20 protein-coding genes are annotated in these 24,818 nt (G+C 62.8%); 8 read left to right on the top strand and 12 right to left on the bottom strand.

What is annotated here, in order from left to right:
* Positions 1-81 precede the first annotated feature (81 nt).
* The 6 genes from F7P65_RS14095 to F7P65_RS14120 form a co-directional block, all read right to left on the bottom strand.
* Positions 82-1,389: an acetamidase/formamidase family protein gene (locus F7P65_RS14095; protein ID WP_150292771.1), complete on the bottom strand. Its 1,308-nt coding sequence runs from the start codon at positions 1,387-1,389 to the stop codon at positions 82-84.
* Positions 1,390-1,506: 117 nt separating this feature from the next.
* Entirely contained in the window at positions 1,507-2,625 is a 1,119-nt protein-coding gene (locus F7P65_RS14100) for an NADH:flavin oxidoreductase/NADH oxidase (RefSeq protein ID WP_240334303.1), read from the bottom strand.
* 41 nt (positions 2,626-2,666) lie between these two features.
* A complete protein-coding gene (locus F7P65_RS14105) occupies positions 2,667-3,011 on the bottom strand; it encodes a hypothetical protein (RefSeq protein ID WP_150292775.1) in 345 nt (114 codons plus the stop codon).
* 11 nt (positions 3,012-3,022) lie between these two features.
* Positions 3,023-4,261, bottom strand: a complete 1,239-nt coding sequence (locus tag F7P65_RS14110; protein WP_240334304.1) for an aromatic ring-hydroxylating oxygenase subunit alpha — start codon at positions 4,259-4,261, stop codon at positions 3,023-3,025.
* A gap of 39 nt (positions 4,262-4,300) precedes the next feature.
* Positions 4,301-4,780 (bottom strand): nuclear transport factor 2 family protein, encoded by a 480-nt coding sequence (locus F7P65_RS14115; RefSeq protein WP_150292779.1) that lies wholly within the window; start codon positions 4,778-4,780, stop codon positions 4,301-4,303.
* 60 nt (positions 4,781-4,840) lie between these two features.
* Positions 4,841-7,252: a TonB-dependent receptor gene (locus F7P65_RS14120; RefSeq protein WP_150292781.1), complete on the bottom strand. Its 2,412-nt coding sequence runs from the start codon at positions 7,250-7,252 to the stop codon at positions 4,841-4,843.
* A gap of 518 nt (positions 7,253-7,770) precedes the next feature.
* Here F7P65_RS14120 and F7P65_RS14125 point away from each other — a divergent pair.
* Genes F7P65_RS14125 through F7P65_RS14140 form a run of 4 tightly spaced genes read left to right on the top strand, consistent with a single transcriptional unit; the run spans position 7,771 to position 10,144 of the window.
* The gene (locus tag F7P65_RS14125) at positions 7,771-8,964 is read left to right on the top strand and encodes an aromatic ring-hydroxylating oxygenase subunit alpha (protein WP_150292783.1); all 1,194 of its coding nucleotides are present in this window, start codon (positions 7,771-7,773) and stop codon (positions 8,962-8,964) included.
* A 13-nt stretch (positions 8,965-8,977) separates the two neighbouring features.
* Positions 8,978-9,349, top strand: coding sequence for a hypothetical protein (locus F7P65_RS14130; protein ID WP_150292785.1), 372 nt, complete (start codon positions 8,978-8,980; stop codon positions 9,347-9,349).
* Position 9,350: 1 nt separating this feature from the next.
* Positions 9,351-9,845: a nuclear transport factor 2 family protein gene (locus tag F7P65_RS14135; RefSeq protein WP_150292787.1), complete on the top strand. Its 495-nt coding sequence runs from the start codon at positions 9,351-9,353 to the stop codon at positions 9,843-9,845.
* Complete coding sequence (locus F7P65_RS14140; protein WP_150292789.1) at positions 9,842-10,144, top strand: non-heme iron oxygenase ferredoxin subunit; 303 nt, start codon at positions 9,842-9,844, stop codon at positions 10,142-10,144. The genes F7P65_RS14135 and F7P65_RS14140 overlap by 4 nt, the downstream gene beginning before the upstream one ends.
* 7 nt (positions 10,145-10,151) lie before the next feature.
* Here the strand turns inward: F7P65_RS14140 and F7P65_RS14145 are convergent, their stop codons facing one another.
* Positions 10,152-11,180, bottom strand: coding sequence for an AraC family transcriptional regulator (locus F7P65_RS14145; protein ID WP_150292791.1), 1,029 nt, complete (start codon positions 11,178-11,180; stop codon positions 10,152-10,154).
* Between the two features lie 357 nt (positions 11,181-11,537).
* Here F7P65_RS14145 and F7P65_RS14150 point away from each other — a divergent pair, with 357 nt between their 5' ends.
* Entirely contained in the window at positions 11,538-12,788 is a 1,251-nt protein-coding gene (locus F7P65_RS14150; RefSeq protein WP_162854628.1) for an NAD(P)/FAD-dependent oxidoreductase, read from the top strand.
* 247 nt (positions 12,789-13,035) lie between these two features.
* On the opposite strand, the gene F7P65_RS14155 is transcribed toward F7P65_RS14150, so the two are convergent.
* Positions 13,036-14,094, bottom strand: coding sequence for a beta-keto acid cleavage family enzyme (locus tag F7P65_RS14155; protein WP_150292795.1), 1,059 nt, complete (start codon positions 14,092-14,094; stop codon positions 13,036-13,038).
* Between the two features lie 168 nt (positions 14,095-14,262).
* A complete protein-coding gene (locus F7P65_RS14160) occupies positions 14,263-15,288 on the bottom strand; it encodes an AraC family transcriptional regulator (protein WP_162854629.1) in 1,026 nt (341 codons plus the stop codon).
* A 113-nt stretch (positions 15,289-15,401) separates the two neighbouring features.
* Between F7P65_RS14160 and F7P65_RS14165 the strand changes: the two genes are divergently transcribed.
* The 3 genes from F7P65_RS14165 to F7P65_RS14175 all read left to right on the top strand — a co-directional run bounded on the left by F7P65_RS14165 (position 15,402) and on the right by F7P65_RS14175 (position 20,509).
* Entirely contained in the window at positions 15,402-16,379 is a 978-nt protein-coding gene (locus tag F7P65_RS14165; RefSeq protein ID WP_150292799.1) for a quinone oxidoreductase family protein, read from the top strand.
* Between the two features lie 154 nt (positions 16,380-16,533).
* Entirely contained in the window at positions 16,534-17,832 is a 1,299-nt protein-coding gene (locus tag F7P65_RS14170) for an MFS transporter (protein WP_150292801.1), read from the top strand.
* Between the two features lie 286 nt (positions 17,833-18,118).
* Positions 18,119-20,509, top strand: a complete 2,391-nt coding sequence (locus F7P65_RS14175; RefSeq protein WP_162854630.1) for a TonB-dependent receptor — start codon at positions 18,119-18,121, stop codon at positions 20,507-20,509.
* A gap of 222 nt (positions 20,510-20,731) precedes the next feature.
* Here the strand turns inward: F7P65_RS14175 and F7P65_RS14180 are convergent, their stop codons facing one another.
* The 3 genes from F7P65_RS14180 to F7P65_RS14190 form a co-directional block, all read right to left on the bottom strand.
* Entirely contained in the window at positions 20,732-22,402 is a 1,671-nt protein-coding gene (locus F7P65_RS14180) for a long-chain fatty acid--CoA ligase (RefSeq protein ID WP_150292805.1), read from the bottom strand.
* Positions 22,403-22,484: 82 nt separating this feature from the next.
* Positions 22,485-23,657, bottom strand: a complete 1,173-nt coding sequence (locus F7P65_RS14185) for an acyl-CoA dehydrogenase family protein (RefSeq protein WP_150292807.1) — start codon at positions 23,655-23,657, stop codon at positions 22,485-22,487.
* A gap of 63 nt (positions 23,658-23,720) precedes the next feature.
* Positions 23,721-24,779, bottom strand: a complete 1,059-nt coding sequence (locus F7P65_RS14190; RefSeq protein WP_150292809.1) for a beta-keto acid cleavage family enzyme — start codon at positions 24,777-24,779, stop codon at positions 23,721-23,723.
* Between the last annotated feature and the right edge of the window lie 39 nt (positions 24,780-24,818).

Consider the following 24,818-nt stretch of genomic DNA (forward strand, 5'->3'; position numbering starts at 1 on the left):
ACGGTCATCGTCATGAATGGACGAGAGATATTGTGCTATGGGCGGCGCGCCGGCGGAGGAAGGCGATCCGGTCAACACGGATCAGGACCGCACCCCATATTGCTCGCGGACCAGTTCGGCCACGCCCATCCGCTCCAATATGGACGTCGGACACATGAAGGTGACCCGGACCACGCCGGGGAGGCGGCTGATCTCGATGGAGCCAGCGATCGTGGCCCGGTTCAGTATCTCGTCATAGGGCAGGCCAGTCACTTGCGCCGCACGGGCGAGGCCGTTGTCCGTGGCATCGTTGAGCGTACGTCCCGATCCTATGAAAGTGATCGGCGCATTGTCCTCGATCGATTGCTGGCCATAGTTTTCGGCCAGCCGCTTGATCGCCGCGCTTTCCTCGCTGTTCATCGGTTGCGCCAGAAACGGCAGATCCTCGCGATGTTGCAGCAGGACCGGGCCATCCAGCTTCAGGCCCTTGATGACCTTCACTTCCAGTTCGACGACGCCCGACACGTCGGTGGCGTGGCCCGCAATCTCGCCATTGCCCTGCTGGGCATGCATATCGCCCATATAGATGCCGCCGCCCGGCACCTTCACCGGGCAGATGAGAATGGCGCCTTCACGGACCGAATTGGTGTCCATGTGACCATCGGTCTTGTGCTCGTTCAGCTCTTCCTGCGTGAAGCTGTAGCCATGGGGGGCGTCGATCAGGAATGAGCCGAAATCGCCCGCATTGTGGGAATCGGGCAGATCGCGCGAGGGGATGGTGCCGATATTGCCCAGAAACGGCCGCACACGGCTCGCCAGCCCGGATATGTCGGCGCGCGCCAGGGCGAGGATGGAATGCTGGTTCGACTGTTCGGGCATGGCGGCGACATGGCGCGCGTCGGCCGCGATGCGTTCGGCGACATGCTTGTCGACGGTCAGCGACACCTTGTTCTCGCGGTCGAGGACGATGACATAGCCATTCGAAAAACGGAACGCGTTGACTTCCGCGCCGCAGTTGTCGCACCGCACCGCTTCCTCACCTATGCCTTCGATATGGCTGGAGGGGCTGGTCGCGCCGCAGCTGGGGCAGAGTTTCGCGACGAAGGGATCGCCCAGATAGCGGCCCTCCACAAATTCCATCACGCCCGACGAGGTGGCGAGCGACGTCACCTGAACGGTCTTCAGCTTGATCGCGATCGCATCGCCGACTTCCGCGCCTTCGACAAAGACGGGACGCGTCACTTCATGACCGCCCTGAAACTTCGGCGTGATCATGGGGCCCCAACAGCCGGGCGGGGTGCCGGTTCGGATGGTGCCGCCGTCCTTCACCGTACCGGCCGGCTCGATCCCCGGCCCGACGATGCCGCCGCTGTAATCATAGACTTCGATATGCGATGCTGCGTCAGACATGGAACTACCCTCATTCTCGTTTGTCGGGAGGTTACCGCACCGGCTTCGTGGCGAAAGGGGCGGCACGGCTGGCCTCGCAGTTTGTAACAACCAGATGCGATCGGCTGCGCTTTCGGGCTAAGCCGGCGCGGCTCCGCTGCCGGAGCGCGCCCGGAACAACGACTTGCGCCCGAATGGCGCAGCGAACAGATATTGATCGGCAACTTCCATCTGGACGCCGAAATGGTCGGCGGCGCGCCATGGCCAGCGCGGATCGTAGAGAATGGTCCGCGCGACGCCGATCAGATCGGCGTCGCCCTCACGCAATATCGCCTCCGCCTGATCGAATTGCGTGATCAGGCCCACCGCCACGACGGGCATTCGGACCGCCTGCTTCACCATGCTGGCGAGAGGCACCTGATAGCCGGGCTCAACCGGGATAGTCTGGCTCGCGTGCAGGCCGCCGCTGGACACATGGATGGCGGCGCACCCCCGTGCTTCCAGAGCCTGAGCGAAGGCGATCGTGTCCTCGACCTGCCATCCATCTGCGATCCAGTCCGTCGCCGATACGCGCATCGACACCGGTCGATCCGCGGGAAACGCGGCGCGAACCGCGTCGAAAATCTCCAACGGAAAGCGCATCCGATTGGCGAGGCTGCCGCCATATTCATCGGTGCGGTGGTTGGACAGCGGCGACAGGAACTGGTGCAGCAGATAGCCGTGCGCGCCATGCAACTGGATCGCATCGATGCCCAGCCGGGCCGCCCGGCAAGCCGCAGCGGCGAAGGCCTTCCTGATTTCCGCCAAACCTGAACGGTCCAGCGCATGGGGAAGCGCCTGCCCCTCATCATAGCCGAGGGCGGAGGGGGCAAGGGTCTGCCAGCCATGAGGGTGCTGCGGCGCAATCTGACGCCCGCCGGTCCACAACAGGTCTTGCGAGGCCTTGCGCCCCGCATGGCCCAGCTGGATCGCCACCGGCATGGAGGACCAGCGCCGCAGCGCGCCCAGAACCCTGCCCATCGCCGCTTCGGTGCTATCGTCATACAGGCCGGTGTCCGCATAGGTGATACGGCCCTCCGGCAATACGGCCGTCGCCTCGATCGTCAGCAATCCCGCTCCCGATTGAGCCAGTTGCCCCAGATGCATCATGTGCCAGTCGGTCATGCAGCCGTCGACTGCCGAATATTGGCACATGGGGGCAATGACGATGCGATTGGCCAGTGTCAGCCCCCCGATGGTGAGGGGCTGAAACAGCATGGGACGTGGACGATCCTGAAGCCTATCCATCTTCGGCGCGTTCAGAGCGCGACGTCGCCGTCGGTGCGGACGAAGCGCCTTGCATCGAAGCTGTAGGGCACCGCGCTGCTGCCCCGGTACAGTTCATGATGCGGAGAGGCTTCGGCGAAGGCGCAGGCCAGCAGGAAGAGGTTGCGCACTTCCTCGGGCATGTCGGTTGCGGGGTGCTGCGACAGCAGGGCAAGGATGTCGTCAAGACGCGGCATCATTGCTTCATACAATGCCTTGAAATCATCAGCGCTGGCGGACCAGCGGATTTCGCTACGTTCATTCTCGCTGGGCCTTGCCCAATGGGCGGCAAGCGGCGCAAGGTCGGTGAACGGGGCGGGAAGGATGGGATTGGTCATCGGTCTTTTCCTCAAGCCGCGAGAAAGGTGTCGAGGGTGCGCGCGGCGTGGCGGATCAGGAATTCCTGATCCATCAACTGCATTTCATCGATCGTTCCGGACATGATGCCTGAAAATGTGTCTTCCATGGTGGCGGTATCTTCCAGCCAGGCGTTGCGGTGCAGCGCGTTCACATGCTGCTGCGCCACCTGTTCCGCTGCGGTCTGCGCGGGGCGGAAATAGTTGATGCCTTCCCACAGCGTCCGCCCATGGTCGAGCGGCCAGAATTGGTGCGTGAAGAAGGACATGCCCGGATAGCCGCAGCCCGACGCCAGATGGATGATGAAGTTGGGGAAGAGGTTGGGCAGCTCGAACTGGAAATCGGCCCGCCGTTCCGGGTTAATCGCCGGCGGCAGTTGGTCGGGGCGCGGCCGGTGGCGCTCGGTGGTGCTGAGCATCGAGGCGAAGGCGAGCGTCGAGGGCGCCGTGTCCATGCCCGCGCCATAGATGGTGGACGACGCGTGCGGCCCCATCAGCTTGAAGTCGGTATGCTCGATGCCCTGGAAGCCCGGCAGCGATCCCGCGTGGATCGTCGGCACATGATAGCCTTCGCTGAAGGCATAATGGGCGACCTTCCAGTTGCAGTTCAGCACCGTCGAATAGCGGAAGGCGGTGGTCGATTCTTCATAGGGATAGCCGCTGAACAGCTTCCCGAAGTCTCCCAGATATTCGGTCAGCGACTGTGCCGGTTCCGCATCGAAATTGATGAAGACGAAGCCTTCCCAAATGTCGCAATGGATTTCGCGCAGACCAAGACAGGCCGAGTCGAGCTTGCCGAACCGTTCCTTCATCGGCACCGACCGCAGCGGCCCGTCGGTGGAAAAGACCCAGCCGTGGAAGCGGCACGTCACCACATTGGCGCGCGAACGGCCGAAGGTTTCGAAGCCGGTGGTCGGCACAACCTTGTTGCCGCGATGGGTGCAGACATTGTGGAAGGCGCGGATCTGGCCATCCTTGCCGCGCACGATCAGAACGGAGGCATTGGCGACGGCCAGTTCCTTGACCTTATAGTCGCCCACCTTGGGCAGTTCCCAACTGGTGGCGACCTTCAGCCAGGTCTTCTTGAAGATTTTTTCGCGCTCCAGCTCGTATATGGCCGGGTCCCTGATCGAACGCACCGACACCGGATCAACACCCAGTTCGTGGCGGATATCCTCCGAACTGCGGGCGGTGTGGGCCAAGTCCGCTGCTGTCATCCCTGTGGTCATCATTAACTCTCCGAATATTAGATAAGTTCTGCCGCGGGCATCTTATGCGTCCGCGAGTGCGTCCGGCTTGGCGTTCCAGCCTTCGGGATAGTGAGAGATCAGATCGGCCTGGAGTTCGAGCGAACGGAACTGCCAGCACTCCCCACTATTCACCGCTGTCGCCACATAGCGTCCGCCAATCCAGTAGGCCCGGCCCTGCGCCGAAGTTGCCACTTCCCACAGCATGAACTCGACCGCTGCATGGTTGCCGGTGGAGGCCAGCGTGACCTTTGGCGAAACAAGGTAATGCAGGGTCCATTTGAAACCCTGATCGGCATTCCCCGCGACACCCTGCGCGATCCTGTCACCGCCTGAAAGCGTGCCATATTGATCGATCTTGAACGACGCATCGTCTGTGAAAAGCGGTCGCAGCATCTCGGCGGACGGACCGGCGTCGAAAGCGCGCGAAAGGTCGACGATCAGCGTGTCGATGGCGCGCAACGCCTCCAGCCGTGCAATCCGCTCTTGCAATGTATCGGGCATAGTTTTCCGTCCTGATTGGAGGGGCGCCGGTCGGCCGAACCCGGACCGGCGCCCCATGTCTTAAAAGGTGCGGCGAGCGCTCAGGAACCATTCGCGCGGCCGCCCATAGGCGCCCTCGGTGATCCCGCCGAACGAGTCGACGAAGCCCGATCCCAGATATTTCTGCTTGGTCAGGTTCTTGACGCCGAGCGTGATCAGCCAAGTATCCGGCTCGTCGCGATAGGCGATCGACGCGTTCACCAGATGATAGCCGTTTTGGATCAGCAACGGGCTGTTCACCGCGTCGTTGTAGACCGTCGAACGGTAGGACCAGTCGACGCGCGGCGTGAACTTGCCCACTCCCGCGACATCGATGTCATAGGAGGCGCCCGCGCTCAGCGTCCATTTCGGCGCATTTTGCAGATGCGTGTCCTTGGTCACGCCGGCATTGAGCGCGCGGATGTCGACCTGCCGATATTGGGCGTCGAGATAGCCCAGACCTGCCTCCAGCTTCAGTTCTTCGGTCGGCCGTGCCTGCAACTCGAGTTCGAAGCCCTTGATGCGCGCCTTCGCGGCATTCTGGATGATGGGCGCGAAGCCGAGGATCGGATCGTTCACGGTGATCTGCAGATCGTCATAATCGTTGACGAACGCGGCCCCGTTCAGGCGGAGGTGGCGGCCCAGCAGGTCGGACTTGAAGCCGACTTCATAGGTCGTGCTCGTTTCCGGCCGGAACGAGGGGATAGTGGCGAAGGGCGGGAAGACGCGCTGGGTGAAGCCGCCGCCCTTGAACCCCTGGGAGTAGGACGCATAGGTCAGGAATTCGGGCGACCAGCGATAGGAAAGGCTGGCCATCGGCGTCCAGGCGCGGTCCTTGATCGTCTTGCGCGCACGCGGTCCCATCAGCGGGTCGCCATTCTGCAAGCCCGAGCCGTCCGGGTTGAAGGGCTGGCCTGTCAGGAAGCCGGCCTCGACGACATATTGATTGCCGTTGTCGAAGGTCTTCTTGTCCTCGGTCCAGCGGATGCCGCCCGTCAGGCTCAGATTATGGACAATCTCGAAGGTCGCCTGACCGAAGGCGGCAAGGCTGCGTCCATCCAGGATCGCGCCGCTCATGAAGACGGCGTCGATGATATTGACGAGGTCTTCGTGGTTACCGCTTTCCTTGGAGTAATATCCGCCGACAACCCAGTTCAAACGACTGTCGAAGGCGTCACCCAGCAGCTGGAATTCCTCCGAAAACTGATCCTGTTTCCAGTCGCTCTTGGTCTGGACGATGCTGGCCGGGCTATGATCGGAATCACGGGTCCAGAAGCCCGTCACCTTGCGATAGGCGGTGATGGATTTCGCGGTGATGCCGTCGCCCAGTTTCCATTCGACGGTGCCGGAAACGCCCCAGATATTCAGATCGGACGCCGATTCATACCGGCGCCTGCCGAAATTATTGAAGGTGTCGGAAATCGTCCGGAACGTGCCGCCATGCCGGTAGGGCGCCTGGGCCCACTGGCTGTTGTAGCAGCGCGTGTCCGACAGGCGCGCCGGGTTGGAGGGGTCGGCGCAGATGCTGGCCGCGCCGGAATAGGCGCTGTTCCAGACTTGCGCCGCCGGTGCATTTTCATCGACCGCGAGCATGACGTTGGGCGCCGATTTCTCGCGCGATCGCGTGCCGTCGACCGCGAGGTTGATCGACAGGGTGCTCGTGGGCTCCAGCCTCAGCGCAAAGCGACCGGCCATCGTGTTGGTGTCGCCCAGGTCGGGGGCCAGCGGCACGGTGCCTTTCACATAGCCGTCGCGCATATGATAGAAGCCCGACAGGCTGGTATAGACGCCATCGGCCAGCGGAACATCGATCGACCCCTTGATCTGGACGCGGTTGAAGCTGCCCGTGGTCAGGTCGAGGCTGGCGCCCAGTTTATCGGCGGGCTTCTTCGTCACGACGCTGACGGCGCCGCCGATGGTGTTGCGGCCGAACAGCGTGCCTTGCGGTCCGCGCAATACCTCGATCCGCTCGACATTAAGGACGTCGAGCACATTGCCCACGCCGCGCGAAATATAGACGCCGTCCAGGTACAGGCCGACGCCGGGATCGGCGGACAACTGATAGTCGTTCTGCCCGATGCCGCGAATGAAGATGGCGGCGGTGGCGTTGCTGGCGGACACCGGCACGGAGCTGTTGAACTTCACATTGGGGGTGAAGTCACCGATCTGCGTGACATTGTCGATGCCGCGCTGCGACAGCCCTTCGGAGGTGACGGCGGAGATCGAGATCGGCGTGTCCTGCAGCGATTCCGCGCGGCGGCGGGCCGTGACGACGATTTCCTCAACGCCGCCAGTCCGGCTGGCCGCGTCTTCCGACGCTTGCTGCGCGAATGCGGATGGGCCATGGCTCAGACCGACGAGCGCCAGACCGGCGATCAGGGCCTGGAACGATCCGGATTGCAGCGACAACGCGCGGCGGCCGGTAAATGTGCGTTTGCAGACATATGAATTCATAACGGCTCCCTATTTTCTGTTGATTATGTTTATCGTTGCAGGGCGTCCGGGGATTCAGTCCATGGCGGGCTGCAAATTGCGGCTTTCTGCGCGTCCGGTGCTCACGTACCTTAAGTACGCTGCGCGCCGGTTCTCGAACGCCACCATTTTCGCCTCACCCTGAACTCAATCCCCACACACCCTAGTCCGCCCGCCCGGCTGCGCTTCCCGCGTCGGATCGGTTTTTGTTGCTCCTGCTACTGCTATGACGTCCGCCCTAGGACGCGTGCACATAATCGAACGCAGATGCCGCCCGAGCGCTAGCCTGTTCCTGCGGAGTTGAACATCTGAGCGCGATGGAGTGCGAAGCGCGCAACAAAGCGGATCGCCGCGCTTTTCCCGCCGTCGCGCCTTTGCTGCCGCCGCAGGCTAACGGACACGGAGATGGGCTAGCAAGCCATGGCGCGCGCCGACATTATTCCGTCAGCAACTCGGCCATTCGACCGTCAGCGATCGGTCGAACCTACAAGGACAGCAGTATGAACGATCCGCACCGATGGTTGAACGAGCATCCCGAACTCGGCTCGGGACCGATCCCGATCGAGCCCTATATCGCACCGGACTGGTACGAACGGGAGCGCGAGAAGATCTTCAGGAAGGTATGGCTCTGCGTAGGCCGGACGGACGAAATACCGAACAAGGGTGACTATAAGGTCAAGCGCCTTGCTGCGGCAGACACATCGATCATCCTGATGCGCGGCAAGGATGATGTCGTGCGCGCCCATCACAATAGCTGCGCGCATCGCGGCAATACCGTCGTGACCGAAACCGGACCGGAAACTTTCGGTCGCAGCAAGGCGGCAATCGTCACCTGCCGTTTCCACGGATGGGTCTATGGCGCGGACGGCGAGTTGAAGCATGTGCCCAGCGAAGAACGCTTCTATCAGTGCTTCGACAAGAAACAGAACGGCCTGTCCCCGATCCATGTCGATTTCTGGGAAGGTTTCATCTTCGTCAATCTGGCGGAAACGCCCGACAACAGCCTGGTCGAGTTCCTGGGTGACTATGCCGGACATTTTGCCGGCTTCCCCTTTGCCGAACTCAGCTATCAGTTCACTTATCATACCGAGCTGGAATGCAACTGGAAGGTCGCGCACGACGCCTTTGCGGAAGCCTATCATGTCGACACCATCCATGCCGGCTCCTTCCCCAACACTTTTTCCACCGGCCTTCAGAATGTGAAGCTGATGGGGCCGCACCGGACCTGCGCGGTGTGCCTGACGCTGGGCGCGACGCCCACCCCCGTCGCCGGCATCGCCAATTCCATCGCGGGCGCTTCGCTTGTCACGCAGCGCGCCGAAACGATGCTGCCGCCGGCGATCAACCCCGACAAGCGGGATGACTTCGCGTTCGAACTGAGCGTGCTGTTCCCCAACACGCTCATCCACGTATCGGAAGGCATCTGGTTCACCCACCAGTTCTGGCCGATCGCTCATAACCGGACGCTGTGGGAAGGGCGCTATTATGTCCGTCCGCCCAAGACCAACGCCGAACGCTGGGCGACGGAACATGCCATTACGCTTCAGCGCAACGCCTGGCTGGAGGACACGGCCACCATGGAGGACACGCAGCGGGCGATGCAGTCGCGCGCCAAGATGGTGCAGAATTTGCAGGATGACGAAATTCTCATCCGGCACAGCGCCGCCATTGTCGATGAATATGTCAACGCCTGAGGGAGACGCGACCATGACGCAAGCTGAATTGCCCGCCGGGTTCGAAGATCTGTCCACCTGCCTCGACTGGAACCTGCCGACGGCCGACCAGCGCCAGAAGAAGCGGCAGGCATCGTCCAGGGCGGAATTGCGCGCATTTTATGACCAGATGCTGGCGCGGCTTCCCGACGCGCTGGCGGAAGTCGACCGATTTCCGCTCGGGCAACTGCCGGAAAGCCATCATGCCCTCTACAATCTCGCTTTGTCGCTCGCCGAAGTCGCGCCGCACATCGAGCTTTATGCCGGTTCGACGGGCGTGCCCTATGCCTTCGAGGAGGGGCGGTTCATCGCCGTGCATGGTGGACAGGATACCTGGCGCGGGCTGAGTCCGATGTCCGTGGCCTGATATGAGCGCAACGCTTCCCCTGTCGGTTGAGGAACGATTGTTCCGGATCGAGGCGCGCAACGAGATTTCCGATCTCGTTGCGCGCTACGCCCACGGCGCCGACCGCAAAAACGACCCTGCGATGATGCAGCCCCTCTTTCATGAGGATGCCGTCTGGTCGGCGGAAGGCTTTGCAACCTTTCACGGCGCTCCGGCGATCGCCGCTGGACTGGCCGGGATCGCCGCCACGCAAGTGCTCTGGTCGATCCACTATATGATCGCGCCCTATGTCGAGCTCGCGAAAGACGCGCGGTCCGCGCGATGCCATTGGTATCTGTGGGAACTGTCCACGATGGCCGAGGGCGACGGGCAGGAAGATCGCTGGCTGGGCGGCTGGTACGACAGCATCGCAAGATATGAGGATAATCTATGGAAATTTGCATCGGTGAAGCTGGATTTGCGGATACAGGGGGTGGCGATGCCGCCCTGGAGCCTCAGGAAGGCGTTCGATCAATGATCCGGTTGTGCGCGGTCGATGAACTGAGCGAAGACGAGATTCTGCGGGCCGAACTGGACGACGGACATGGAATCGCGGTCTATCTGCTCGATGGCGAGATATTCGCCACCGACGATCTGTGCACCCATGGCGAGGCGTCGCTGGCGGAAGGGGAGATAGAGGACGGGAAGATCGTCTGCCCCTACCATCTGGGCAGCTTCGACATCCGGACCGGCGCCGCCTGCGCAGCGCCTTGTTCGATCGCGCTCAAGACCTACGCCGTCGAGATCGTCGACGGCGCGGTTCATATCGCGCTGTGACAGGCTTTCAGCCCTTCAGCTGCCGCAAGGTGGCTGAGGGGCGCTCGCCGAAGCGGTCGGCATAATCCCGCGCGAATTTGCTCAGATGGCTGAAGCCGCAGGCGAGTGCGACATCCGTGACGTTATGCCCTTCCTCGACGCCCTCCAGCAGCATCTTGCGGGCCAGCTCAAGGCGGACATTCTTGAGATAACCCATCGGCGTCACGCCCCGGAAGCGCCGGAAACCGGCGTGCAGCGAACGGGCGCTGATGCCGGAAACCTCGATCATCTCGTCGAGCGAAATCGGTTCGCATGCATGACTGCGGATATAGTCCTCCACGCGCCGGACATAATAGGGCGCAGGACCGGCCGGTGCGGCGTCAAACAGATCGGAATGATTGTGCGGCACGGCTGCCAGCAAAAGCCGCTTCAGCGTGTCTTCCACGGACCCGCTGGCGCGCGGATGGGTGTAGCCCGCAACCCCATAGTCAATATCGTCGCAGATCGTGCGGACGAGGTGGGCGAAGGCCTGCGCTGCGCCGACCAGCGGGACGGGCCGCGTCGAAAACACCAGCTCTTCAGGATTGAACCCCAGCTCCTGCGACAATATGCGCTCAAGATCGGCTTTGGGGATTTTGATGGTGAAATGCCTGTAGCCCGCCTCGAATGTCTGGCTGAAATGGGCATTTGGGGCGAGCACGCACATCTGGCCTGGCGCCAGGCTGAAGCTGTCATGATCATGCGTGATGAATGACGTGCCGTTCAGCGAGAATTGCACAAGGTAATTCTGTCCCATCTGGGGCACGTCGATGGAAATATGGCCGAACGGGTTGCCGTAATCCTGCGCGTTGAACGTCAAAGCCCTGAGCTGCGCCTGGTTATGGCGAAAGTCGATGGGGGGACTGCCGCCCCGCACGTCCAGCCGGTGTGGGCAGAACATCCGGCTCATATGCGCTTCGACTTCGCCAGCGTCGGTGCTGCTGAACCTGTTCCATTGGATCAGGGGCAGCGCTTCCCCGTTCCAGAAACGGCTGGGCACGGGCATATCCGTCAGCATGCCGGTTTCCGGCGATCATCTGTGTGGGTGGGGTTGATCGGCGATAGGCCCGAAACCGAAACATGCGCCATCGGGCACGCCCTGTCGTGCCTGTTCAAAGCCACCATCGTCACGCAACAGATCATGTCGCTATCTCCTCGTCCCTTTCGCAAGGACGCTCTATTTTTCCGATTTGGTCAAGCGGCGGCTGGAAGAATGTCGCATAGGCGGGGCAAGGATTGCGAAAACGGGATAGTGGCGGCGAAATTTTAAGCCCAGATTCAAAGCCAGCACGTCGAAATGGCGAAACCTGCCTCGGGTAGCCGACCAGTGCCGCAAAGCCGGCTGGCTGCGTCGACAGGATCTGGGAGAATCGAATTGAACGAACGAATCGCTACGGACGTCCTTGTGATCGGTGGTGGCCATGCGGGCGCCCATCTGGCCATTTCGCTCCGGCAGAAGGGCTTTTCGGGAACGATCACCGTCGTGAGCGATGAGCCCACGCTGCCTTATGACCGCCCCCCTTTGTCCAAGGCTTATTTGATCGGCAACATGCAGATCGACCGGCTTCTGCTGCGCGACAATGCCTATTGGACAGAGCAGCAGGTGCATTTCGAACTGGGCTGCCGTGTCAGCGTTCTGGATACGGCGCATAAGCAGGTCGAACTGGAGGATGGCCGGGCCATCGCCTTCCAGTGGTGCGTTCTGGCTACCGGGGGCAAGGTACGCAGCCTCGTCTGTCCAGGATCGGAGCTTGGCGGCATTCACTATCTCCGCACCGTGGCCGACGTGGACGCGATCCGCCACGGGCTGGAAAACGGCGGCCGGCTGGGGATCATCGGGGCTGGCTATGTGGGGCTGGAAGTGGCCGCTGCGGCGCGTGAAATGGGCCATGACGTGGCAGTTATCGAGGCGCAGGACAGGGTCCTCCAGCGGGTGACTTCGCCCATCGTCTCCGACTTTTTCGAGCGCCAGCATCGGGCGCGCGGGGTGGCGTTGCACCTTGGAGCGCAGGTGGCCGCTTTTGTCGGCGAAGGGCGCGTGTCGGCCGTCCGGCTTGCTTCGGGTGAGGACATTCCGGTCGATCTCGCGATCGTGGGGATCGGCATCGATGCCGAGGCGACGCTTGCCGAAAAGGCGGGTATTGCCTGCGACAGCGGCGTGCTGGTGGACGAATATTGCCGCACCTCGGCCGAGGCTGTTCTGGCCATCGGAGATTGCGCCCGGCATCCGAACGATTTCGCAGGCGGGCTGTGGCGGCTCGAGTCCGTGCAGCACGCAATGGACTCCGCGGCGATCGCGGCGGACACCATCATGGACGCCCCGACGGAATATAGGGCGCTGCCGACATTCTGGTCCGATCAGTTCGACCTGAAGCTGCAATCGGCGGGCCTGAACAAGGATGCCGACGAAATCATCGTCCGGGGCGACAGTCAGGACGGTCCATTTGCCGCCCTATATTTGAAGGAAGGCCGCATCATTTCGATAGATGCGATCAACAGCCCCAAGGATTTCATGGGCGCGCGTTCGCTGATCATCAAGGGCGCCATGCCGGATCGGACGCAGCTTGCAGACATGTCCATCGCTCTGAAAAAGGTCGATTGTCGCGAAGCGCTGCGCGCGACGTGAGGTCGACTTTGTTGCACGACAAGGTGATGGATTGGTTTGCGGCGCCAGACGGCCGGCTTGGTCGAACGCTGCGGTTTTGATCGCCGCAGCGCTCGCTCTCAGTTTTTGTTGTTGCATCCTTTTATGCGGAAAAACCGAGATCGGAGTCCCGTGCCTCCGGAGAGCCGGAGTCACGTGCCTCCGGCTCTCCCACTTTTCCGCACGATGCTTTGGGAATTCCCTTTGCGGCGTCCCTGATAGATGAAGTTCAGTCCGGCTTGCGCAGGAAACCCTGGTTGCCGCCATTGCGATTGGGCGCGAAGCCATTGGCGCGCAGCGTCTCCTCCGCCGTTTCGTAGAAGACGCCGATCTGCATGATCTCGCGCGCCTGCTTCCCCGTCGCGATGGGGCGGCCAAATTCACCGGCTATGCGCACCAACTGCTTGATCTGCTCGACGGAACTCATCTTGCCCGTGCGGGTCTGATTCCAGAGCACATCCTCGATGCCGCACCGCACATGCAGGCCCAGCGCCATGCCGATCATGTTCACGGGCAGCACGTTCAGCACCGAACTTTCCACCGTGATAATCGCGCCGTCGGGCGCGGCCCGCAGGAAGTTGGCGAGATTGTAGATGTTCGCCTGATCCATGCCGCCGCTGATCGCGACCCAGTTCATCACCAGCGGCCCCTTGTAGACGCCCCGGCGGATCATCCGCTCGATCGTTTCAAAGCTGTTGATGTTGTAGCACTGGAACTCGCTTTGAATGCCGGCGGCGGACAGGCGGCGGATATGCTCCTCGACCCAGCTCGGGTTCGAAGGGACGATCATGTCCTTGTAGGTTGCGTAAAGGTGCGGGAAGCCCCGCGAAACGCCCTTGAAATCGTCTATGCCCGCATGTTCGGTCACATTCATCTGCGTCGTGTTGACGGTCACGGTCACCTGATCGGGCTTGGGATCGAGTTCGGCCAGCATATGCCGCGTGTCGTCGCTCAGCCACTTGGCGGTCGCGCCATCGTCTTCCGGCGCGAAACTGATGGAGCCGCCCACCTGGATCACCATGTCCGGCACGGCCTTGCGCACGCCGGCGATCAGTTCATTGAACATGGACAGGCGCTTGCTGCCCCGGCCATCGGCCTCGCGGACATGCAGATGCAGCACGGTGGCGCCGGCTTCGTAGCAATCCACCGCCTTCTGGATCTGCTCCTCCATCGTCACGGGAATGTCTTCGGGGAAGTCGGAGGGTATCCAGCCCGGCGCATAGGGCGCGGCCGTGATGATCAGGGGCTGCTGGTTCTCAGGATACAGGTGGCCGTCGAGAAAATTCATGAATCCATCTCCAACAAGAAGCCCTGGGGCGCACAAAATGATCGCAGCCTTTTTTAAGAAAGGCTCTCCCCATTTCCGTGGTCCAGACCTACAGCCGTCGGCTCATGGATTTTCCACATTCCGTGCCATTATTTTGACAATCGGCGCCAACGGGGCGCGGCCGCCGCATCAGGAGCGGCTGGCGGTCATGATCTTCGCGCCCTTGCGCCGCTCCTTGGGCGTCATGCCGAAAGTCTGCACATGCCAGCGACTGAAGGCGCTGATCGAACTATAACCCAGCATGGCGGCGACATCGGTGATCCGGTTGTGAGGATTGGCGAGATACTGGACCGACAATTGCGTCCGCAACCGATCGACCAGTTCGCTGAAAGTCGTTCCTTCGGCATCCAGCGTGCGTTGCAGGGTGCGGACGCTCACGCCGATGAGCGAACAGCAGGTCTGGATCGTCGCGCGCCCCGAAGGCATCAGCAGCAGCATGGATTGTTCGACCTGCTGGATCAGGCTCTGCGGTTCCGGGCTCATCGCCGACTCTATGAGCTTGCGGGCATGTTCGGCCAGCGCGCTGTCGGCATGTTGGCTGGGACGGTCGAGATCACCGGCATCCAGCACCAGACCATAAAATTCGGAATTGAACTCCGCGCGGCAGCGGAACAGGCGGCGATAGATCGGCAATTCGGCGGCGGGCGGCGGCTCATGGGTGAAGCAGGCCAGTTTCGGGCGCCAGCTCTCCCCCAACAGCTCGGTACAAAGGCGGGCGAGCACGCCCAGCGCCAGATCGTAGGAATGCCGCGACGGCTCCGACCCACCCGCCGCGAAATCCTGACGGATGAGGATTTCGTCGTCCATGTCCACGATTTGCAGCACCAGCTTGGAATTGATCCGGTCGCGATACCGGTTCAGCGCCGCCAGCGCATCGCGCAAATTCGCCGCGTGGGCGATCAGCAGGCTTGTCGCGCCCAGGTTGGCCAGCCCCCGGCTCTCCGCCATCCGCAGGCCGAAGGTTATGCAGCCCGTGACGTCCACGGCGCGTTCCACCAGCCGCGTCGCCGCACGGCGGGAAATCGTCTGTTCGGGGTTCGACAGCAATTTCTCCGAAAGGCCTACTTCCCGCAGCAGGGGCAGGGGATCGGCCCCCAGCGCCTCCATCGCCATGAAATAGCCGCTCAATACCGCCGCGCGCACCAGCTCGGCCATTGCCTTCTCCCGTCTGGCTGGCATGAATTGTCAAAATAATGGCACGGAATGTACATAATGCAAGCGCGGAAGATTGTAAGCAAGGTCCGGCAATATCGGGGAGATCCAGGGTCATGGTACAGGCTGTGCGCTTCTATGAGACCGGCGGACCGGAAGTCCTGAAGATCGAGGACGTCGCGGTCGGCGATCCGGGTCCCGGCGAAGTGCGCGTGCGCCACGGTGCGGTCGGCTGCAACTTCGCCGACACCTATTTCCGTTCGGGCTATTATCCCGTGCCGCTGCCGGCCGGAATGGGGGTGGAGGCGGCCGGAACGATCCTGGCCGTGGGCGAGGGCGTCACCGGCTGGTCCGTGGGTGACCGCGTCAGCTATAATGGCAGCCCGCTCGGCGCCTACAGCACGGAGCGCGTCATGCCTGCGGCCGTGCTGTTCAAGCTGCCCGATACGGTGTCCTTCGAGCAAGCGGCCGCATCGACCATGCGCGGCCTGTCGGCGACTTACTGGCTGGCGCGGACCAACCCCTGGCTGAAGTCGGGCGACACCATATTGCTTCACGCGGCCGCGGGCGGGGTCGGACTGCTGGCAGTGCAATTGGCGAAGCTGATGGGCCTGCGCGTCATCGGCACCGTGTCGACCGAGGAAAAGGCCGCCAAGGCCCGCGCATTCGGTTGCGACGACGTCATCCTCTACCGCAATGAAGACGTTGTCGCGCGGGTCAAGGATCTGACCAACGGCGAGGGCGTCAGCACGGTGTTCGACAGCATCGGCAAGGATACGTTTGAAGCCTCGCTCCAATCCCTGAAGCGGCGCGGCGTGCTGGTCGGCTGCGGCACGGCATCCGGGCCGTTCCCGCCGATCGATGCGTTCAAGATGGCAAGGCAGGGTTCGGTCTATTTCACCCGCCCGGCCTTTGCCGACTATTACGCCGATCCGGCCGAACGCGCCGAGCTTTCGGGCCAATGGTTCGGCCATCTGGCCGCCGGGCGGATCAAGGTCGAGATCGGGCAGCGTTACGAACTTGCCGACTGCGTGCAGGCGCACCGCGATCTGGAGGCGGGCAAGACCATCGGCTCTTCGGTGTTCATGGTTTAGCGGACAGGGGCAGTTCTTGCGGGCCTGCCGTTACGATAAGATCGGCCATCATGGCTGAAAGCAATGGAAGTGACTGAGGTACGGGCCGAACGAAACGGATGAATCCAATGGCCGACATGGGAAAACCGTGCGGTCGTGATCAGGAGAGAAGAGGATGGCGACAGTAATTCAGGCGCAGGCCGGGGCCGGTTCCCATGAGGGACCTTCCCGCGCCTACACCTACAGCTGGATAGTGTTTGCGCTCGCCTTCGGCCTGCTGATTTCCGATTATATGTCGCGGCAAGTGTTGAACGCCGTTTTTCCGCTGCTCAAGGCGCAATGGAGCCTGAGCGACCGCGAACTGGGGCTGCTGTCCGGCGTGGTCGCGCTCATGGTCGGGCTGCTGACCTTTCCGCTCTCGATGCTCGCGGACCGCTGGGGACGGGTGAAGAGTCTGGCCGCGATGGCGGTGTTGTGGAGCCTGGCAACGCTGCTATGCGGCGTGGCCGAGACATATGGCCAGATGCTGGGCGCCCGCCTGCTGGTCGGCGTCGGCGAGGCCGCTTATGGCAGCGTGGGGATCGCGCTGGTCATCAGCGTTTTTCCCCGGCACATGCGCGCCACGCTGGCGTCGGCCTTCATGGCGGGGGGCTTGTTCGGGCAGGTGCTGGGCGTGGCGCTGGGCGGGCAGATCGCCGCCAGTCACGGCTGGCGGGCGGCATTCCTGATCATCGGGCTTTTCGGCCTTCTGCTGGCGCTGATATTCCCGCTGGTGGTGCGCGAGAAGCGGATCGCGGCGCTCCATGACGGTCCAAGGACCATAGATCAGGGCTTGGCCGCGACGCCCCGTCCGCCGCTGCGCAGCCTGTTCGCCAGCCGCACCGTCATCCTTGCCTATATCGGCAGCGGCTTGCAATTGTTCTGCGCAGGATCGCTGCCGGCCTGGCTGCCCGCCTTCTTCGGCCGCTATTATGGGATGCCGGTGGATCGGGCCGGACATACGGCGGCGATGCTGTTCATGGTCAGCGGCGTGGGCATGGTCCTGTGCGGCATGACCAGCGACCGGATGTCGCGAGGTCGCCCGGAACGCAAGGTCGCGCTGGCGGTCGCCTATTGCCTCGGTTCGGCGACAGCCCTGACGCTCGCCATGCAATGCGCGCCGGGCGCGGCGCAACTCGGGTTGCTGGCCATCGCCATGTTTCTCGTCTCCGGTACCACAGGGCCGGTCGGGGCCATGGTCGCCAACCTGACGCCGCTCGCCATCCATGGCACCGCCTTCGCCACGCTGACGCTGGCCAACAACCTGCTCGGCTTCGCGCCGGGACCGATCCTGACCGGGTGGTTTGCCGACCATATCGGGCTGCTGGGGGCCATCCGCCTGCTTCCCGTGGTCTGCCTGCTTTCCGCGCTGGTCTTTTTCCTCGCCCGGAAAACCTATCTGGCCGACCTGGCGAAAAGCCTGGACGGTCAGTGAAATAAGCGGGTCCCATTATCCCGCTACCGCTAACAAAGTCCGGCATCGCATTCGCCGGAAAGTTAGTCCTGCCTATCGCCGAGACTATCTCGGTCTATAATAATAAGAAATGGATATTGACGATATAGGACTGAAGTCGCGGAAAACGTGGCTTCAATTGTCAAAAATCTGGCATCAATTGTGGATTCCGGGCGCATCCATCAGCTTAGTATTTTCTGCAAACAACAAATGGGGAGGAACGAAAATGCACTTCAACCAGATGCATATATGTGTGAGCCGCGCCGCAATGGCTTTGGCGCTCAGTGCCGCAACGCCGGCGCTCGCGCAGCAAACCGGGCCTGCCGCCGATACGCCGGCGGTCAGCAACGAGGACATCGTCGTTACCGCGCAGAAGCGCGATGAAAGCGTCCAGAAAGTCCCGATCTCCATCGCGGCCTTCTCTGGCAATACGCTCGAAAAGGCCAGTGTTATCAATGTCCAGGAATTGGGACGCGTCGCGACCAACTTCCAGGCGGCCCGTTCCTCTTCGATCGCGGCGGTGCACGTCAATATTCGCGGCGTCGGCGCGGCCGGCAATTCGCTGATCGAACCCAGCGTCGCGATATTTCAGGACGACATCTATATCCCGCGCGCTGGTTCGGTGCTTGGAAACTTTCTTGACGTTTCGGCCGTCGAAGTGTTGCGCGGCCCGCAGGGCACGCTGTTCGGCCGCAACGCCAGCGTCGGCGCGCTGTCGCTGCATCCGGCCTTGCCCACCAAGGATTTTTCGGGCGAGATCAGCGGTGAATATGGCACAGCGGACCGAAAGAGGCTGAGCGGCAACATCAACCTGCCGGTCAATGACAAGCTGTCGCTGCGCTTTGCCGGAATGGGCCAGTGGTTCGACGGCTATTGGCACAACAAGCTCGACGGCCGCACCTTCGGCGGCAGTGACGACTATGCCTTTCGCGGCACGGCCAAATTCGAATCCGGGCCGCTCGAATGGATCGTGCGCGCCGATTATTCGCGGATGAAGGGCGACGGCCAGAACAATAACGATCTCGACCCGCGCAGCGTGTCCCCGGCGGCGCTCGCCTCGCTGGCCGCCGCTGGACTGCTTCCCGACACGGTGTTCGGGGACCGCACCGCCAACACCTACATCACCGCCAATTTCGATGACAAGAATTGGGGCGTCAACAGCACGCTGTCCTACGAACTGGCGGGTGGATCGACGCTGCGCCTGATCAACAGCTACCGTGAATGGCGCAGCCGCCAGCTTGACGGCGATATCCTGTTCACGCCCCGGCCGGTTGTCTCGCGCGTCGGCCAATATTCGTCGAACAGCCAGAGCCACGAGTTGCAGTTCATCTCGCCCCAGGGCGATTGGCTTGGCGGGCTGCTGGACGTCGTTGGCGGCCTCTATTATTTCAAGGAAGATTTCGTGCTGGGTGAGGCGTTCGACATGAACGCGCAATATTGCACGACGCTGGTCTCGGCCACGGCGGTTTCCCCCGCGTCGAGGGCGGACTGCGAAGCGTATCGTGCCGCCACCGGCGGCGTCAATGCGGCGAACCAGCGGGTGACGCAGACCGTCAAGAGCATCGCCGGCTATGGTCAGGCGACCTTCCACCTTGCCGACACGCTGTCGCTCACGCTCGGCGGCCGCTGGACCCAGGACAAGAAGAGCGGCACCTACAATCAGGCTTCGAGCCTGTTCACGCGCGTGCTGCGTGCGCCGGAGACGCTGACCTTCCCGAATCTCAAGGGCAGCCGTTTCACCTATCGCATCAGCCTGAACTATGAGCCGGTTGACGACGTCATGCTGTTCGCCAATTATTCCACCGGCTATAAATCGGGCGGCTACAGTTCCAGCGGCGGCCCGACCTCGCTGTCCGTCGTCGACGCGAACGGCAATCTCGTCTCGACCAAGCGTCTGTTCGATCAGGAAACCGTGAAGAATTACGAGTTCGGGATCAAGGCCCGCTGGCTCGACCGGGCGTTGACGACCAACCTGACCTTCTACCGGATGGACATCGCCGGCTATCAGGACAAGAGCTATGACGGCGCCGGTTTCGTGATCCGCAATGCGGGCAATCTGCGCCAGCAGGGCTTCGAATTCGACACGACGCTCGCGCCGGCGCCCTGGCTCAAGTTCAGCGCCTCGGTCGCCTATCTCGATTCGAACTTCACCAGCTTCCCGTTCGCGGCGGGGCTGCCGGGCTGCGCAAAAAATGCGGCGGGCGTGATTCCCGCCGTGTGCCTGGGGCTGCCCAATCAGGGCCAGACGCAAGATCTGAAGGGCGCGCCCGCGACTTTCTCACCGAAATGGTCGGGCAATTTCGGCGTCGATCTTTCGGGCGATATCGGATCGGGCGGGCTGAACTGGGCGTTCAACACCAACCTCGCGCTGATTTCCGACCAGAATATCGGCACCACCACCGACAATAACCGGCAATTGTTTGAGGACGGCTATGTCCTGCTTGGCGCGCGCTTCACGGTGAACGGCCCCGACAATCGCTGGTCGGCCTCGGTGTTCGGGCGCAATCTCACCGGCACCTCCTACAGCTATGCGGCCGTGTACCAGCCGCTGGGCGGCCCCCTGGGGCTTAACAATGGGGTGTTCCCGGGCAGCACCGCGGTCCGCAAGGCCGAGGGCGATCCCCGCACCTATGGCGTGTCCGCGACCTTCCGGTTCTGATCGCGGCAAGTATCGGGAAGCATGGCCCGCCCGGCACAACCGGGCGGGCCATGTCGTTTGGGGCAGCCTGTTTTGCGAGGCCCCTAGCAGCACTGTGTTTGCCGCGATTTCTTAACCAGCGATCGTTCCCGATCGCTTCGAAATCGCTCTAACGGAAAAAGCCCGCCGATGCGGCGGGCGAAATCGCGCTGGTGCAGAAGGCCGCCTGTCAGGAAGGCCGGATCAGCCTGCCTGATCCTCCATTTCCTGAAGCGCGCGCCACATCACCTTGCCCGTGCCGGATTTCGGCAGCGAGGGCATGAACGCGACGATGCGCGGCGCCTTGTACACCGCCATGTGCTCGCGGCACCATTGCGCGATCTCGCTTTCGCTCGCGGCATGCCCCGGACGCAGCACGACCAGCGCCTTGACCGTCTCGCCGCGCTTCGCGTCCCGCGCCGCGATGACGCACGCTTCCAGGATCGCGGGATGGCGATACATCAGCGCCTCCACCTCGGCGGGCCAGACCTTGTAGCCGGAAGCGTTGATCATCCGCTTCAGCCGGTCGGTCATGAAGAAATAGCCGTCCTCGTCCACCATCGCGAGATCCCCGGTGCGCAGGAAGGACTTGCCGTCGATCTTGATGAACGCGGCCGCGTTCGCCTCGGGATTGTTCCAATAGCCCTGCATCACCTGCGGACCATGGACGACGATCTCGCCGCTCTCGCCCTGCGGAAGTTCGCGCAGCGTTTCGGGGTCGACGATGCGGGCGTCGACATCGAATACCGGGATGCCCAGGCATTGCGGCATGGGCCGCTGCGGCGGGTTCAGGTGGGTGGCGGCCATCGTCTCGGACATGCCGTAGCCTTCGACATAATCCAGGCCGACAAGCTCCTTCAGGCGCAGCGCCACCGCTGCGGGCATGGCCGCGCCCCCGCCGCGTGCCACTTGCAGGCTCGACAGGTCATAGTGGGCAAGGTCCGGGTTGGCGAGGAAATCGACCATCATCGCGGTGATCGACTGCCACGTATCGATGCGGTAGCGTTCGATGCAGCGCGCGGCGACCTCACGGTCCCAGCGGGCGAGTAGCACCATCGTCGCCCCGGCATAGACCGGCCCGTTCATGCTGCTCGACATGCCGGTGACATGGAAGAAGGGCAACGCCGACAGATACACCGTATCCTGCGTCCGCCTGAACCACGCCACCCCGCCTATCAGCGTGCTCATCACGCTGCTGTGCGTGTGCACGCATCCCTTGGGCAGGCCGGTCGTGCCCGATGTGTAGGGCATGACGCAGGGGTCGTCGGGACCGGCGGTGAGCGGGCCGGGCGCATCCCCCGCCGCGCGCGCATCGGTCCATGCCGCCACCCCGTCAATCTCCGGCACGTCGCGCGGCGCGGCGACAAACTCCGGCACCGGCAGGTCGGTGGGGCTGGTCAGATGGTCGCTATAGGTCGCAACGACGACATGCCGCAGGCCCCGATCGGCGGATTTCCGGTGCAACGGGAGCATCTCGCCAAGCAGATCCTGCGCGACGAAGGCGGCCGCCGCGCCGGTGTCGTCGATATAGCGGCGCAACTCGTCGGTGCGGTTCATCGGGTTGATCGGCACGACGACCGCGTTCGCGCGCAGGATGGCGTAGAAGGCCAGCACCCATTGCGGGCTGTTCTGCATGTACAGCAGCACGCGATCCCCGGCCTTCACGCCGCATACATGCTGCAAATGACCGGCCAGCGCCTCCGCCTCCGCCAGGAATCCGGCGAAGGTCAGCACACTGTCGTAGAAGATGATGAACGGCTTGTCGGGATAGCGGGCGGCGGACACCTGCGCATTGTGGAAAACATTGGTGCGCGGCAGCGTCAGCGTGCGCGCCAGCGCCGGAGGCCAGTGCCGGAAGTCCGCCGCCCGGCGCATCAGGAGAAGTCCGCGATGCCGGTGATCGCGCAGCCCGGAATCAGCGCGTCGAGTTGCAGGGGATCGTCCCAGTGAAAAGTCGTCATGCCTGGTGCTGCCTCATAAGCTCGCGACCGATGATCAATTGCTGGATCTGCGAGGTGCCCTCGTACAGGCGCAGCAGGCGCACGTCGCGATAGAAGCGTTCGACCGGATAGTCGTTGATATAGCCCGAGCCGCCATGAACCTGCACGCCCCGATCGGCGACGCGGCCGACCATCTCGGTGCAGAACAGCTTGCAGCACGATGCGCGCATGCTGACGTCCGGGTCGCTGGTCGCGGGGGAGGGCTTGGCATCATATCGCTGCGCGCAATCCTGCACCATGCTCCAGCCGGCATAGAGCTCCGCCTGGCTGTCGGCGAGCATCGCCTGGACGAGCTGGAAGTCGCCGATCCGCTTGCCGAACTGCTTGCGTTCGCGCGCATAGGCGAGCGCTTCGTTCAGGATGCGCTGCGCCATCCCGCAGGCCACCGCCGCAATGTGCAAGCGGCCGCGGTCGAGCACCTTCATCGCGGTTCTGAAACCCCGGCCCGGTTCCCCGCCGATGATATTGTCGGCCGGGACCTCCACATTGTCGAGGATCACGTCGCAGGTCTTGGTGCCGCGCTGCCCCATCTTCCGGTCGGGCTTGCCGAGCGAAAGCCCGGGGGCGTCGGCGGGCACGATGAACGCCGATATGCCATCGGCGCCGGGGCCATCGGTGCGCGCCATCAGCGTGAAGGCTCCGGCGCGGGGGGCGTTCGTGATGAAACGCTTGCTGCCGTTGAGGACATAGCGATCGCCCGCGACGCGATCGCCGCGCGTCTTGATCGCCGCCGAATCCGAACCCGCGTCGGGTTCGGTCAGCGCGAACGACATGATCAGCTCGCCGCTCGCCACGCGTGGCAACCAATGGCGCTTCTGCGCCTCGGTCCCGTCCATCAGAATGCCCTGCGACCCGATGCCGACATTGGTGCCGAACACTGATCGGAAGGCGAGAGCGGTCTGCCCCATCTCATAGGCGACACGGCACTCCTGGCTCATCGACAGGCCGATGCCGCCGTAATTTTCGGGGATGGTCAGACCGAACAGGCCCATCTCCATCATCTCCGCGACGATGTCGGCGGGTACGTCATCCTGGTCCTCGACCAGATCCTCGGCCGGCACGAGGCGTTCGCGCACGAACCGGCGGACAGTGTCCAGAAGCAGGTCAAAGGATTCGCCGTCGATTGCCATTGTCTTTCCATTTGCTCATGAGACGGGAATAGCCGTCGCTCTCGCCCCGTTTTCCGGAACGGCTTACTGCGTCTTGTGCAGGAAGCCTTGGGTCGCGCCGTTGCGGTTGGGGGCGAAGCCGGCGGCGGCCAGCGTCTCCTCCACGCTGTCGTAGAAGACGCCGATCTTCGAGATTTCGCGCGCTTGCTGCGCGGTGGCGATGTCGCGGCCGAAGTCTTCGGAGAAGCGGACGAGTTGCTCGATCTGCGCGACGCTGCTCTGCTTGGCGGTGCGCCGCTGGTTCCAGAGCACGTCTTCGGTGCCGCACCGCACATGCAGTCCCATGGCGATGCCCATCATGTTGACCGGCAGCACGTTGCGCACATTGCTTTCGACCGTGACAATCGCGCAGTCGGGCACGCCGCGCATGAAATTGGCGAGGCTGTAGACGCTGGGCGTGTCCATGCCGCCGCCGATCGCCACCCAGTTCATGAACAGCGGCCCCTTGTAGAAGCCGCGGCGCATCAGCCGCTCGACCGATTCGAAGCTGTTGACATTATAGCATTGGAACGCGCTCTGGATGCCCTTGGCGCTGAGCCGCCGGACATGCTCTTCCACCCACATCGGCGACGCCGGGACAGTCATGTCCTTGTAGCTGTTGAACAGCGCCATGGTCTCGCGCGAGGTGCCCACGAAGTCGGCGTCCTCCGCATGGTCGGTCACGTTCATCTGCGAAGTGTTGACGGTCACCGTCACCTGATCCGGGATCGGTTCCAGATCGGCGAGCATATGCCGGGTGTCGTCGGACAGCCATTTCGCCGCCTGACCTTCATCCTCCGGCGAGAAGGAGATTGAGCCGCCGACCTGGATGATCATGTCGGGCACGGCGTTGCGGACGCCCGCGATCAGTTCGTTGAACATCGACAGCCGCTTGCTGCCCTTGCCGTCCAGCTCGCGCACATGCAGATGGAGCACGGTGGCGCCCGCATTGTAGCAGTCCACCGCCTTCTGGATCTGCGCCTCCATCGTCACCGGAATATCCTCGGGAAAGTCGGAGGGTTGCCAGCCGGGCGCGTAGGGCGCGGCGGTGATGATCAGGGGCTGCTGGTTTTCCGGGAAGAGATGCCCGTCGAGAAAGTTCATGTTGGATCTCCGAAAAGTCGGATTTTGACAGGGACGGAC

Source organism: Sphingobium estronivorans (genome assembly GCF_008692605.1).
GTDB classification, from domain to species: Bacteria; Pseudomonadota; Alphaproteobacteria; order Sphingomonadales; family Sphingomonadaceae; genus Sphingobium; species Sphingobium estronivorans.